This is a genomic window from Microbulbifer zhoushanensis (assembly GCF_021729055.1).
Lineage (GTDB): Bacteria > Pseudomonadota > Gammaproteobacteria > Pseudomonadales > Cellvibrionaceae > Microbulbifer > Microbulbifer zhoushanensis.
In genome coordinates this window covers 34,818-49,452 of the sequence record NZ_JAJSAO010000007.1, presented here as the reverse complement: position 1 = coordinate 49,452, position 14,635 = coordinate 34,818, and the positions used below count along the sequence as shown (strand labels likewise).

Annotated in this window: 8 protein-coding genes; 1 reads left to right on the top strand and 7 read right to left on the bottom strand. The window is 62.3% G+C overall.

Annotated features, from left to right (window positions below):
* Positions 1-6: 6 nt before the first annotated feature.
* Both LVD10_RS14900 and LVD10_RS14895 read right to left on the bottom strand, forming a co-directional pair.
* Positions 7-600, bottom strand: a complete 594-nt coding sequence (locus tag LVD10_RS14900) for a PilN domain-containing protein (RefSeq protein ID WP_237064142.1) — start codon at positions 598-600, stop codon at positions 7-9.
* A 2-nt stretch (positions 601-602) separates the two neighbouring features.
* Positions 603-1,679, bottom strand: a complete 1,077-nt coding sequence (locus tag LVD10_RS14895) for a pilus assembly protein PilM (protein ID WP_232940667.1) — start codon at positions 1,677-1,679, stop codon at positions 603-605.
* Between the two features lie 155 nt (positions 1,680-1,834).
* Between LVD10_RS14895 and LVD10_RS14890 the strand changes: the two genes are divergently transcribed.
* Positions 1,835-4,519, top strand: coding sequence for a penicillin-binding protein 1A (locus LVD10_RS14890; RefSeq protein WP_232940666.1), 2,685 nt, complete (start codon positions 1,835-1,837; stop codon positions 4,517-4,519).
* Positions 4,520-4,627: 108 nt separating this feature from the next.
* On the opposite strand, the gene LVD10_RS14885 is transcribed toward LVD10_RS14890, so the two are convergent.
* The 5 genes from LVD10_RS14885 to pilH all read right to left on the bottom strand — a co-directional run bounded on the left by LVD10_RS14885 (position 4,628) and on the right by pilH (position 14,576).
* Positions 4,628-5,110, bottom strand: coding sequence for a chemotaxis protein CheW (locus LVD10_RS14885; protein ID WP_232940665.1), 483 nt, complete (start codon positions 5,108-5,110; stop codon positions 4,628-4,630).
* Positions 5,111-5,144: 34 nt separating this feature from the next.
* Positions 5,145-11,282: a hybrid sensor histidine kinase/response regulator gene (locus LVD10_RS14880; RefSeq protein ID WP_237064141.1), complete on the bottom strand. Its 6,138-nt coding sequence runs from the start codon at positions 11,280-11,282 to the stop codon at positions 5,145-5,147.
* A 69-nt stretch (positions 11,283-11,351) separates the two neighbouring features.
* Complete coding sequence (locus LVD10_RS14875) at positions 11,352-13,496, bottom strand: methyl-accepting chemotaxis protein (protein ID WP_232940663.1); 2,145 nt, start codon at positions 13,494-13,496, stop codon at positions 11,352-11,354.
* 159 nt (positions 13,497-13,655) lie between these two features.
* Positions 13,656-14,198, bottom strand: coding sequence for a chemotaxis protein CheW (locus LVD10_RS14870; RefSeq protein ID WP_232940662.1), 543 nt, complete (start codon positions 14,196-14,198; stop codon positions 13,656-13,658).
* Positions 14,199-14,213: 15 nt separating this feature from the next.
* On the bottom strand, positions 14,214-14,576 hold the full coding sequence (pilH, locus tag LVD10_RS14865; RefSeq protein WP_232940661.1) for a twitching motility response regulator PilH: 363 nt from the start codon (positions 14,574-14,576) through the stop codon (positions 14,214-14,216).
* Between the last annotated feature and the right edge of the window lie 59 nt (positions 14,577-14,635).

Here is a 14,635-nt window from a genome sequence, read left to right as displayed (position 1 = left end):
GTTCCTTTATTTACCCGCTTGCGCGTTTTGTTCTTTTCCCGACTCTTCGCCGTCTTTTTTACGCCCGGTCACGTCCACTGTTAGCTGGAACGCGCTGGCCTGCTCGCCAAACTCGGGACGGGCGGTGACCCCCGTCAGGTTGGGCGACTCATACCAGTCCGAGCCGTCCAGGTTGCGCATAAAAGAGGACACCCGGTTGTTGGACTCGGCCACGCCGGCGACCTGGATGGTTTTGCCACTGCGCTTGAGGCTGTCCAGCCACAGGCCCTCTGGCGTAGCACGGACCATCTCATCGAAATAACGCACTGACAGTGGGCGATTACCCTGTAACTCCTGGATAACCCGCATACGGTCAATCAATTCCTGGCGTCGCTTTTTCAGGTTCTTGATCTCGCGGACCTGCTTATTCAGCACTTTGATCTCGGCCTGCAGGATCTGGTTGCGCTCGTTCTGGTTGTCGATCTGCCCATCGACGGTCTTCATCCACAGGAAGGACGCCACACCCGCAGCCAGGACCACTGCCACCAGCACCTGGGAGAATTCTTTCTGTTTCTGCTCGCGGTATTCCTGGCGCCAGGGCAACAGGTTGATATTTGCCATGGTTAGAACTCCCGTTCGCGCATTGCCAGGCCGGCTGCAATCATCAGTGAGGGGGCCTCACTCGCCAGCGCCTGGCGGTTAACCCGCGAGGCCACTGCCATATCGTGAAATGGATTGGCCACGACCGTGGGCTTGCCCAGCTTCTCACTGACCAGGTCGGCCAGCCCGTCCATCGCCCCCACGCCACCGGCGAGCAGGATGTAATCCACGTCACTGTATGACGTAGAGGAATAGAAAAACTGCAGGGAGCGGGTCACCTGCTGGATCACCGCGTCCCGGAACGGCTCCAGCACCTCCGGGTAATAGTCATCGGGCAGGCCGCTGCCGCCCTGGCGCTTGGCCAGCCCTGCCTCTTCCGCGGACAGGCCGTAGCGGCGCTGAATCTCATCGGTAAGCTGGCGGCCGCCAAACAGCTGCTCGCGGGTGTATACAGTCTTACCATCAACAAGTACCGACAGCGCACTCATGGTGGCGCCGATATCCACGACCGCCACCACCAGTTGCTCCTGCGGCGGGAACTGGCGCTCCAGCAGGGTATAGGCGCGCTCGATTGCGTAGGCCTCTACGTCCACCACGGCTGCCTGCAGGTCGGCCCCCGCCAGGGAGGTGACCCGCTGGTCGATGTTCTCGCTGCGACAGGCCGCCAGCAGGACCTCTACCTGGCCCTCACCGCGACTGGAAGGACCCTGCACTTCAAAATCCAGGTTCACCTCATCCAGCGGGTAGGGGATATACTGGTCCGCCTCCAGGGCGATCTGCGCTTCCAGTGCGTCGTCATTGAGGTCGGAGGCCATTTCCAGGGTCTTGGTAATCACTGCCGAGCCCGACACGGCAACCGCGGCACGGCGCAGGCGGGTCTTGGAGCGACGCACAACTTTGCGGATTGCTTCCGCCGTTGCCTCGATATCGTTGATATTCTTATCCACAACGGCATTGGGCGGCAGCGGCTCGACTGCATAGCATTCGACCCGGTATTTGCTGCCGTTGCGACTCAGCTCCAGCAACTTTACCGCGGTCGAGCTAATATCGAGGCCCAGCATGGCTCTGGGACCTTTATTGAGAAAAGGGAGCATCCCCATTTTTCTTATCTTTTCCGTGGGTTATGAGGGTTTGATGTTATAGCACTTTAAATTAAAGCTGCAACCAGCATTTTCATAGGTAATAGCGCACAATCTTCGTATAATTGTTAATCTGACCCGGTTAAGACCTGAACAGACTGAACAGAAGTACTTTCATGACCGAAAAAGCCCGCAACCGTCTGCTATCGTTGCTCTGGCTCGCCCTTGCCGGGGTCGCTGCCGCCAGCATGGCGTTTTCCAGCATTTATATCTACCTGAAGCCCGGGCTGCCCTCGATTGAGAGCCTGCGCGATATTCGCCTGCAGACTCCCCTGCGCGTTTACTCCCAGGATATGAAGTTGATCGGAGAGTTCGGCGAAAAGCGCCGAACTCCGATAACGATCGAGCAAACCCCGGAGATGTTTATCAAGGCGGTGCTGGCGGCAGAGGATGCGGGATTCTACTCCCATAAGGGCGTTTCCATTAAAGGCCTAATGAGAGCTGCCTCACAAATCCTGCAAACGGGCTCCATTCAGTCCGGTGGCAGCACCCTGACCATGCAGGTCGCCCGCAATTTCTTCCTCAGCCGGGAGCAGCGCTTCCTGCGCAAGTTCAATGAAATCCTGCTCTCACTGCAGATCGAGCGCGAGCTGAGCAAAGACCAGATCCTCACGCTCTATATCAACAAGATTTTCCTCGGCAACCGTGCCTACGGCTTCCAGGCCGCAGCACAGGTTTACTATGGTCGTGAGATCAGTGACCTGAGCCTGGCGCAGTGGGCGATGATGGCGGGCTTGCCCAAGGCACCGTCGACCTACAACCCGATTGCCAATCCAACCCGGGCGCTGGTGCGCCGCAACTGGATCCTGAAGCGGATGCTCGACCTGGGCTATATCAGCCAGGCGGAATACAAGAACTCCATCACCGCGCCCGTATCCGCCCGCTATCACGGCCGCGACCTCGACCTGCACGCCCCCTATATTGCCGAGATGGCCCGCAAGGAGGCCGTCGACCTGTTCGGGGACAGCGCCTACACCGAGGGCTACCAGGTCATCACTACCGTCAACAGCCGCCTGCAGGAGGCGGCCCAGGACGCGCTGCAGAAAGGCCTCGAGTCCTATGACAGCCGGCACGGGTACCGCGGCCCCGAGCAGCGCCTGGAGAAAGAGCTACTGGATGACAACGACCAGATGGTCGACCTGCTCAATGAAATTCCGGTCCTCGGCGGGCTGGAGCCGGCAGTAGTCACCGCCGTAGAACCCAAGCGCCTGCAGGTACAGCTGCGCGATCGCAGTGTGGTAGAGGTGCTCTGGGAAAATGGCCTGAGCAGCATCCGGCCCTACATTTCCGAAAATGCCCGCGGCGCCCGCATTGAATCGGCAGAGGAGATGTTCGCACCGGGAGACGTGATCCGGCTGCGTCGCGTGGAAATCGACCCCCGGGACCAGGAGGCGGTAGCCGTCGACGCGACCGAGGAGCTTACTGATGCCGATGACCGCCAGCCGGTAGCCGATCCCTTTGCGGATCCCGGCGAGCCGGCGGCAGTGCTGGAGGAGCCGGAGGTACGTGTCGAGTGGCACCTCGCCCAGGTACCTGCGGCCCAGGGCACCCTGGTCTCGCTGGCCCCGGAGGATGGCGCCATCCGCGCGCTGGTTGGTGGTTACGACTTCCGCCAGAGCCACTTCAACCGTGCCACCCAGGCAGCGCGGCAGCCGGGCTCCAGTTTCAAGCCATTCATCTACGCAGCGGCTCTGGAGAAGGGCTACACCGCCGCCAGCATGATTAATGACGCGCCAATCATCTTCGAGGAGACCAACCTGCAGGATGTCTGGCGTCCCGAGAACGATACCGGCACCTTCCTCGGCCCCACCCGCCTGCGCAAGGCCCTGTACCGGTCCCGCAACATGGTGTCGATCCGCCTCCTGCAGGCGCTCGGCATCGACTATGCCCTGGATTTCGCCGAGAACTTCGGCTTCGAGCGCAGCAAGCTGGCCCGCAACCTCACCATCGCCCTGGGCAGCTCGGCGCTCACGCCGCTGGAGATGGTGCGCGGCTACGCGGCCTTTGCCAACGGCGGCTTCCGGGTAGAGCCCTACCTGGTCGACCGGGTGATGGACGTCAATGGTGAAACCATATACCAGGCACTGCCGCTGACAGTCTGTCGCGATTGCGACGAGCCTGGGGACCTGGCCGAAGAACCGGGGGAAGGAGGACTGGCGGCGGAGCCCATCGACCTGGCCGAGGTGCAGGACGAAGAGGTGCTGCCGGAGGAGGAGCCGATCGAGCTGCGCACGCTGCAGGTTAATCCGCTCAATGCCGATCCCACCGCCCAGGCTCTGCCGCGCGCCCCGCGCGCCATGACCGAGGAAACGGCGTTTATCATCGACTCCATGCTCAAGGACGTGGTCAAGCGCGGCACCGGCCGCAAGGCACTCTCCATGAAGCGCGGCGATATTGCCGGCAAGACAGGTACCACCAACGGCCCGCGCGACGCCTGGTTCTCCGGCTACAGCCCGCACCTGGCCACCAGCGCCTGGGTGGGCTTCGACTCCAATACTGAACTCGGCAAGAACGAGTACGGTGGCTCCGCCGCCCTGCCAATCTGGATCGACTTCATGTCAACCGCTCTCGAGGGCCTGCCGGAACGCCACCTGCCACAGCCGGACAATATCGTTACTGTGCGCATCAACCCGCGCACCGGACTGCGCACCTCCCGTGGCGGCATGTTCGAGGTCTTCCGTGAGAACCGCGTGCCCGGACACGAGTCCTACAGTTCCTACCGGCCCGGCTACCCCTCTTCCGGTAACAGTGCCGGTGACAATGAAGAAGAAGAGGAGTCCCTGCCCGAGGAACTGTTCTGATCGGGCCGGAATCGCAGTCGCAGCCCCGATCAGGGGCTCTATCCTGCCAATAAAAAACGGGGCCAGCTGGCCCCGTTTTTTATTGGATGGTACCGGTGAGGAGTAAGGCTAGTTACGGCTCCGGTACTCGAGGCAGGCGCGCTCGAGGGCAGTAAAGTCCGGGATCACCGCCTCTTCGCCTGCCAGGGAAACATGCATCAACTCACCCATGGCGCAGGGACGGTCCCGCCCCATCAACTGGTCAGGCGTAACCCGTACCAGGCGCGGCGTGCCGCGCAGCACCATGGCGAAAAACGGCAGGCGTCCGGCGGGGTTACCGGTGGCCAGCACGGCAATGCGACCGCTGTCGTCCATGGATGACAGTGACTGGCCGCGCATTACCTCGAAAGACAGCACTGGCAACCGCTGCTCACGCCAGTTGATCTCGCCCAGGTACCAGTCCGGCGCATCGTAAGCCGATACCGGCGCCTGCAGGGCAATTACCTCGGACAGGATATCCACCGGCACCAGCAGCTGGCCATCCGCCAGGGGCAGCAACAGGCTGCTGACCTCCTGGGGCGTCTCCAGCGAGAGCGCTTCTGTTCCACTCATACACCCACCTCTCTCACGATCGTCTCTGTCCCCGTCACTGGCCGGCCGTCTCTGCGGTGTACTCGCGGATTGCCTCCAGCAGCACCTCTTCCTGGTAGGGCTTGCCCAGGTAGTGGTTTACCCCCAGGGAGAGCGCATGCTCACGGTGCTTCTGGCCGGTCCGCGATGTGATCATAATGATGGGGATGTCGCGCAGGAGGCTGTTACCGCGAATATGGCGCGCCACCTCAAAACCATCCATCCGCGGCATCTCGATGTCCAGCAGGATGACATCGGGCTGGATATCCTGCAGCTGGATCACGGCGTCCTGACCGTCCTTGGCGGTATTCACCAGGTAACCCTCACGCTCCAGGAAGCGCGTGGTGACCTTGCGCACGGTAACCGAGTCATCCACCACCATGACCCGCTGTTGTGCCTGTTCCGCTTCCTGCCTCACCCGCGGCGCCAGCGCCAGGGTCGGCTCCGGGGGACGTGCCAGCAGGGCGGCCTGCTGGCGCAACAGCGCGTGGGCATCAAGAATCACTACCACGGTACCGTCACCGGTTACAGTGGCCCCGGAGACCCCCTGCACCGCGGCGAACTGGGGCCCCAGGCTTTTTACCACGATCTCGCGACTGCCCAGCACGGCATCCACCTGCAATGCCATTGCATGCCCTTCGGAGCGCACCAGCAACACTGGCAGCTGGGATTCATCGAGTCCCAGCTTGGGCCGCGCCTCGGATTGCAACAGGGTACCGAAGTAATTCACCTGGTAGGGTTCACCGGCATACTCGAAACGGGCATCCGGGGATTTGTAGTAGTGCTCCAGCTCGTAGGGGCTGAGGCGCACGATACCCTCAATGGTATTAAGCGGCAGGGCGAAAACATCATCCCCCACACTCACCATCAGTGCCCGGTTGACCGACACGGTAAAGGGCAGACGCACAGTGAAGCTGGTTCCGGTGCCGTATTGCGACTCAATATGCACGGCGCCACCGATCTGCTTGATCTCGGCGGACACCACATCCATACCCACGCCGCGACCGGAAATCTGCGTCACCTGGTCGGCGGTGCTGAAGCCCGCCTTGAGAATGAATTGCAGGATCTCGTTGTTCGAAAGCTCCGCATCGGCACGCATCAGGCCGCGCTCGATCGCCTTCTCACGCACTTTCATCAGGTTGATACCGGCACCATCATCGCTGATGGTGAGCACCACCTCACTGCCCTCGCGCTCCAGTGCGACAGTGATCCGACCGCGCTCGGGCTTGCCAGATTCCGCGCGCAATTCCGGCGACTCAATCCCGTGGTCCACCGCATTGCGGAGCATATGCTCCAGCGGTGCCACCATACGCTCGAGCATGGAACGGTCCAGCTCCCCCTCTACGTTGGAGAAGACCAGGTCGACCTGCTTGCCCAGCTCAGCGCTGACCTGCCGTACGATACGGCGCAGGCGCGGCACCAGGCGTGAGAAAGGCACCATGCGGCTGCGCATGAGGCCTTCCTGCAACTCGGTGTTTACACGGGACTGCTGCAGCAACAGCGTTTCGGTATCACGGGCCTTGTTGCCCAGGGTGTTGCGCAACTCCAGCAAGTCCGAGGTGGACTCCAGCAGAGAGCGCGACAGCTGCTGGATGGATGAGTAGCGGTCCATTTCCAGCGGGTCGAAGTTGTCATCCTGCTCGGCGAGCTGCTCCTGGCGGAACAGGATCTGCGCCTCGGTTTCCATATCCAGGCGGCGCAGCTGTTCGTTCAGGCGCGTGATGGTCGAATCCATCTCGTCCAGCGCAAAACCGAACTCACTCACCTGCTCCTCAAGGCGGCTGCGGGAGATTGAGGTTTCCCCCGCCAGGTTCACCAGTTCCTCAAGTAGCTCCGCCGCGACCCGCACCATTTCCTGCGGCTGCCCGCGGTTTCCGGAGCGCTGGTCGCTGTCCTTCAGGCTGTCTTTCTTACGTACAAACGGCAGCACATTGGCAGCCGACTCGACCGTAGTGGCCGGGGCCGGACCCACTTCCACAGCACCCAGCAATGCCGGCACCTGCTGCTCGTCCTTTTCCTGCTCCGGTTCAACCGCTCCGTCGTCGTCGGCAGCCTGGCTATCGCCTTCCGGCTGGCCGGCTTCGACCGGGCTTACCCCGTCTTCCTCGATGATCTCCGCCACCTGCGGCAGATCGGCCACCTGGCTGTCGGCCCAGGCAGTTTCGAGCAGGAGGGCAAACTCTTCCAGGGAATCACCGCCCATCCACGCGCGCACGGTCTCAACACCGGCAGCGATGCGATCATAGATGCCATGGGCATCGGTGAAGAAACCGCCGGTTGGGTGCTCGCGGGGAGGCATAGCCTCAATTACGGTTTCGAAACGGTGGGCCACTTCACCCAGCCCCATCAGGCCAGCCATGCGTGCGCCGCCCTTGAACGTATGCAGTACGCGTTTGAGTGCTTCCGCACGACTGTAGTCCGCGGGATCGGCCTCCCAGCCCTGGATCAACTCTTCCAGTTCATCGACCAGGTCACCGGCCTCCTCCATGAATACATCCACCACATCCGGGTCGATGTCAGCCAGGAGGGCATTCAGGTGCGCGGTTTGGTCACTGCCAGTGGCTGGTGCCGCCGTGCTGGACGGCTCCACAACCGGCGCAGCAGGCTGCTCCTCACCGGCTGTAGCAGGTTTGTCCCCGTTGCCGGACTCGCCCAGGAGTTCCGGGTCGAGCCCCAGGTCACTGAAGTCATCCTGCCCGGCCAGGTCGTACTCCTGCTCACCGCCCCGGGTTGTCGGCAGGTCGCCGCTATCGATACCCAGACCGGCCCAGTCGCTTCCGGCCGAGCTGCCTGCGGCATCATCACTGCCGGCCGCCGGTTCAGCTTCCGTTTCGCTGTCACCGGTTAACGGCAGGTCGGCCCGGTCGATTCCAAGCTCAGCCCAGTCAAAGTCGTCATCCTCGCTGACGCTCTCACCGTGCGCCAGTGAGCGCAGGGCCTCGCCCACCGCATCGCTGACGTCCGGCAGGTCCTGGGCCGCGGCCACCGCATCCACCAGGTCGAGCAATTCGCTGTGGCCCTGGTCGAGCGTCGACCACAGGGCCGGTTCGCCCTCCAGCCGTCCGTCGAGGATGCGCACGTAAACTTCCAGCAGTAACTGGGACAGCTCTGCCAGGGTTGGCAGCTGCGCACGGCGTGCGGCCTCACCCAGCACTTCCAACTCTTCCGCCACAGGTTTCAGCTGCGCGGTATCCTCCGGGGTCCGCCGCCATGCGTTCAGCACCTCGTCCGCATCCAGCAGGACCTTCATGCCATCGGCCATGATGACCGCCAGCAGGTGCGGATCGACCTCCCGCGGTTCGCTCGCTTCGCGCTCGCGGATCAGGTGACCGACGGAGCGTTCCTGCAGCTCTTCGGTGCGGGCGAGGAACTGTTCAGCCTTCTCGATGTGGATCGGCTGTTGGCCGCGTATCTGCTCGAGCACGATGCGCACGTAACTGGCGCCATCCGCGAGCAGCTCGTAAATGTCCTCGTCGATACGCACCTGGTAAGTGCGCAGCTCTTTCACGAATCGCTCCAGCGGCGCGACCAGCTCTGCCACCGGGGTGACTTCCGCCATATGGGCAGACCCCTTCATGGTGTGAAGGGCGCGGTGCAGTGGATCCGAGGGCACATCGTAGACCGGCGCGGCCTCGCGCATTGCAGCAAGGTACTCATCCAGGGTGGCTAGATGCGTCTCGGTCTCCTGCGCAAAAATCTCCCACAACTGCGCATTGTCATCAAAATCGGAATCCTCGGGCGCCGGAGGCACGAGCTCTGCGGCAGGCTGGTCCTCCTGCGGGACCGCAGCACCTTTTTCGGGGGCGGACAGGCCTGCGGGGACTTCGCCGCGGGACAACTGGTCGGCCCACTCCTGCAGCTGGCTGGTACGCTCGGGCTCCGGATCGCCGGTCTGCAGGCGAAAGCCCTCGATCATCGATGGCAGCTTGGCGCAGACATGCTCTATCAGGTGGACATGGCCACGCTGCGGCTTGACCGTCTCATCGATCACGCGGTTGAGCATGTTCTCAACCGACCAGGCCAGTTCGCCGATATCCAGCGCCTCGACCATGCGGCCAGAACCCTTGAGGGTGTGGAAGCCCCGGCGAAACTCGATCAGGGCATCGTGGTCGCTGAAATCTTCAGCCCAGCGGGGGAAGTACTCGCCGATTGTTTCCAGGACCTCGGCGGCCTCTTCCAGGAAAATCTCGAGGATTTCGTCGTCGATCAGGCTCTCATCGTCGTCATCGACAAACGAGGCGGATGCGGCGGTCTCGGCCGGGGGTTCCGCTTCAGCCGAGCCTTGCTGCAAATCGGCAGCCGGGAATTCTGTCGCTTCCTCTGGCGAGGGCGGCCCTGCCTCCGCGACCGGGATTTCTGTCGCAGCACCTGCGTCCCCGCTGAGGGATTCGTCCGCATAGTAATCCGCTGTAGGAGCGGTGGGCTCTTCCACCGCCGGCACAGCTTCCGCGGCAACCCCTGCGTCGTCCTGCAGTTCCGATACGCTTGCGTCGGCACTGTCACCCTTAACCTGGAAGCCCAGGGCGGTGACGCTGTCCTCCGCCAGGGCCAGCAGCATATCGGCATCCTCGATGCCGTCCGCGCGCCGCTCGAGGTAGTACTCGACGCTGGTAATGGCATCTGCCAGGGTATCCAGCAGCTTCCATTCAGGCTGCTCGGCTGCCTCGATCAGGCGCTCGGAAATATAGCGGGTGCAGGCAGAGACAATGTCCGCTGCGCGGCGGTAACCCACCATCTCCAGACCACCGCCTACTTCCTGCAGCCGTTCCGGGACCCTGTCCAGGTGCCGCACATCCCAGTGACTGGCGATGTACTCGACTACCGATTCCTTTACTGACTCAAGGCCCGCGCGCGCCTCCCTCAGTACCGAGTCGGTGGCGTCGCCCATCAGGGGCTGTTCCGCATGCTCCTGGTGCTGGCGGCTGACTGTCGCAGCCAGTGCCGAATCCAGCTGTACCACTTCACCCGCGGCCTGCAACAGGAGTTCCTGTGGATCCCCGCTGCGCGACGCATCGCGCAGGCTTTCGTAGATACCCCGGGCGCGTATGCGATGATTTTCCAGCCCCAGGACCCCCAGGGTATCGGCGATACGCTGGGCGATCGTAGCGGTGTCAGCGAGGGAAACCGTTTCGGCTGCAGCGACGGTGGGGTCCAGAGCCTCGCGCACACTCTGCAACTCTTCGCGCAGGGCGGCCACGGCGGTGCCCATGGCCTCGGGGCCCATGGCAAGCGCCTCGCCAGTATCGGGCCGTGGTGTTCCCGGCACCGCCCGATCGAGGGCAAAAGTGTCGTACAGCTGCTGGCAGCGCGGGCCGTTTGGCCCGGCCATGTAGACGTAAAACAGGAGGTTGCGGACCAGGCCGCGGTCCAGGGGCGCATCCAGCACCTGGCCGCCACGGCCCTGCAACAGGCGGAATTCCACATCAATCCGCCGCAGCAGCTGGCGCAATGCCGGCTGCACGGTGATACGGTGTTCACCGATGGCCTCCAGCAGGCCCTCGAGGATCTGCCAGAGTGGCTGGCGCACACTGCCGCTGTAGAGCAGCAGCATTTTGTCAGTGACTTTCTGCAGGTAGGCCAGGTTATCGCCACTGTTGACGTCCCGGATCAAACCGGCCGCCGCAACGTGATACATCTTGCGTAACTTGGTCACCAACTCCTGCAGCCGGGCCTTGTCTGAGAGCAGGGGTTGGCGGGCACCGGCGGCACGCTCGAGCGCTGACAGCTCGGGCGAAAAGAGTCCGCCCTCGGTAATCAGGCGCTCGCGGCGGACCGCGCGCAGGTCATTGAGCAGGGGGAGTAACAGCACCGCATTATCGCGGCGCTGGTAGGCGACCTTGTCCAGATACAGCGGCAGCTCCAGCAGGGCACGCATCAGGAATTCGCGTGTCTCCTCGCTGTTCTCCACCTCGTCAGACGCCAGTGCCTGGATCAGCTGTTCCATTTCCTCGGCCAGCATGGCAGCGCCGGTCAGCTCTGCCATATGCAGGCTGCCGTGGACCTGGTGGATCAGCTCGAGACAATTCTGCAGGAGCGAGGGCTCCGTGCTGTCGGCCGCATAGCTCTCCAGGGCGTGACGTGCCTGGGCCAGCGTCTCGTTGATCTCTCCGGTCAGCCAGTCAAGGGCCTGGAAATTCGGATTGTCGTGACTCACGCCAAGTCCTCAATAATTCTGTATTTCGCCGGGTACCCGCGGCTTGCGCACGGGCTACCCGTCCGGGCTTCAGGCCAGGGCGCGATCCTCGCGGGCAGTCGCGTCGTCTTCCTCGCCGTCGAGCATCGGGAAATCATCCTCGCCCACATCCGGCAGATCGACATCGTAGAGGTCGTCACCGGTCTCCACACCGGTATCCTCGGCGGGCAGCTTGAAGCCGGCAACGGACTCACGCAGGGCGGTAGCGGTTTTGGCCAGGTTACCAATGGACTGGGCTGTCGCCTGGGTACCCGCGGAAGTCTGCGAGGTAATCTCCTGAATCACGTTCATCGTGTTGGAGATATGGCCGGCAGAGGAGGCCTGCTGTCGTGCCGCGTTGGAAATGTTCTGGATCAGGGCCGCCAGGTTGGTGGATACGCCCTCAATTTCCTCCAGGGCAACACCGGCGTCCTGGGCCAGGCGCGCACCGCGCACCACCTCGGTGGTGGTCTGCTCCATCGAGGTCACCGCCTCGTTGGTGTCGGACTGAATCGCCTTTACCAGGCCTTCAATCTGCTTGGTGGCGCCGGCGGAGCGCTCGGCGAGACGCTGTACTTCGTCCGCTACCACCGCGAAGCCCCGACCCGCGTCGCCGGCCATGGAGGCCTGGATCGCGGCGTTAAGTGCGAGGATGTTGGTCTGGTCGGCAATGTCGTTAATCAGACTCACGATATCGCCAATTTCCTGGGAGGATTCACCCAGGCGCTTGATCCGCTTGGAGGTGTCCTGGATCTGCTCACGGATATTGTCCATGCCCTTGATGGTGTTCTGTACCACCTTGGCACCATTGCTGGCGATCTGTACCGAGCGCTCGGCTACCTGGGCAGACTCGGCGGCGTTGGCGGATACCTGGTCAATCGTTACCGCCATTTCGTTAACGGCCGCAGAGGCACCGGCAATTTCCTGGGCCTGGTGCTCAGAGGCCTCCGCAAGGTGGAGGGCAGTCTGCTGCGTCTCCTCGGACAGGCCGGATACTTCCTGGGCGGTACCGTTGATTCGCGATACCAGTACGCGCAGCTGGTCAATCGTGTAGTTGATGGAGTCGGCAATCGCACCGGTAAAGGCCTCGGTTACCGTGGCACTGGTGGTAAGGTCACCATCGGCCAGGTCGGCGAGCTCATCCAGCAGCTGCATAATGGCCTGCTGGTTACGCTCGTTGGTCTCGGACTCTTCACGCAGGCTGCGACGGGTGCCGGAGAAGGCGGTAACCATCATGCCGAAGATCAGCAGCACGAACACACCGGCAAGAATAGCGATGGTCTGGTTATTCGGCTGGCGCTCTGCGGAAAGGTTAACGATACGGTCGTTAAGGGTGTTGAGGGACTCGAGCAGCTGCGGGGAAGAGGCGAGGATACCGTCTGCCGCCTGGCGAGCCGCGAACAGTGCCGGGGTGGCCTCGAAGATCTCCCGTACAGAGGAGCTCACAAATTCAAACAGTTCGGTGATTTCGTCCAGCGACTCGCGGGCCTCCTCGTCGGTTACGCGGGAGATTCCCATCACCACGTCACCGCCTTTCATGCCCTCTACCACCTTACCAAACAGGCTGGCATCGGTATTGAACTGGTCGGCAGCAGACTCGGCATCCTCACCACCCTGCAGCATCTTGTCGATGTTCCGGCCGATACGCTCGGCGCGCCAGACCTGCAGCTGGGCCTGCTCCACCTGGTTCGCGGGGGCGTTGTTGGCCAGCAGGATTTCCACAATGTTGTTGTGCTCTGCCTGCAGTTCCGGCAGCGAGTCGTTCAGGGTACTGGCAACGTCATTCAGGAAGATAATGGTGTCGCGGTTGTCAATGATAGTGTCCGCCTGGGCCCTCACCTGGCGCCAGATCTCACCATACTCAGCCAGCTCACTCCGCAGCACCTCGCGGGTGGACTCATCGGCCCCCTGCAGCTGGTTCCAGGTACTGGTCATGTCGTCGATAACACTCTCCAGCTCGACAAATGCCTGCTCGTCACCGGCGGTGGCAGCGGGGGCGTATGTCACCACCTGGTAGGCCAGGGCCCGCAGCTCGGCAACCTGCTGGAGGTATTGCTTGTCCTGGTCTCCCCGGGACTGCACCAGGAAGATACTGACGATCAGGCCCGCCAATGCGGCGAGCACCAGTAGACCCAAGAACAGCGCGGCCGGGTTGCGGCGTAGCGCGGAAAAGGAACTCTGGGAGCCTGTTTTCATAGTTTACTCCTGGCGGGCCCCGTTTATTGTTGAGGCCGTCTTATTTTCACCACTGTTGAACCGAAGATCGATAGATGCCCCGGCAATACACAATACCAGCCTGCCGGCGACACCTGTTGTGCGTTCATCCCCCGCGGGACAAACAGGAATGCCGCGTACTCAGTGAGCCGCGGCATCCATAAACTGATAATCATTGATCAAGGCGAGCATATCGAACACGAGCCAGCGATCCTGCTGCCGCAGGAACTGCCCGCTGATCATGGGCGCGAAAGGCTCCAGCAAATCTCCCGGCGCACGGCGGGCATATTCCAGGGCCAGGTGCTGCATACCGTGCAGCTCATCGACGATCAGCCCGGCATAGACCTTTTCATGCTCCACCACCAGCACCCGGCGCTGGTGGCGGCCACTGCTCAGGCTACCGCCGAAAAACATTGCCAGGTCGAACAGGGGCAGCAACCGCCCGCGGACATTGGCCACCCCCCGCACCCACGGCTGGACACCAGGGATAAAGGTATGCGGCGGCACTTCCAGCAGCTCCACCACTTCATCCATGGGAGCGACAAAGCGATGCCCCAACAGGGAAAAGCCAATACCACTCCAATAGGGTTTTACTTCCTGGCGGCCAGGCAGGCCTGCGGCCTGCGCCTTGGCGCGGTTGGCAATATCAACCAGCGCGAGATAGGGGGACTGTTCAGACTGCACCGGATTGCCGCTGGCTTAAGCCAACACCTCCTCGATCACACCCAACAGCTTGCTCTCAGCCACCGGCTTGGTCAGGTAGGCGCGCGCACCCTGGCGCATGCCCCAGACGCGATCGGTATCCTGGTCCTTGGTAGTGACCATGATGATCGGGATACCGGTAGTGTGGTTGTCCTTGCTGAGCTGGCGCGTAGCCTGGAAACCATTGAGGCCCGGCATAACGATGTCCATCAGGATGACATCCGGACGCTGCTCGCGTGCCACATCCACACCGGTTTCGCCACTGGTGGCGGTAAGCACCGAGTGCCCGTTCTTTTCCAGAATGGTAGTCAGCTTGTGCGTCTCTGTCGGAGAGTCGTCAACAATCAATACCTTAGCCATTTCTTCCCCGTGACATTCTCTGGCCACACAGGCCACTTATTCCCCAAAGTGCCTAGTGC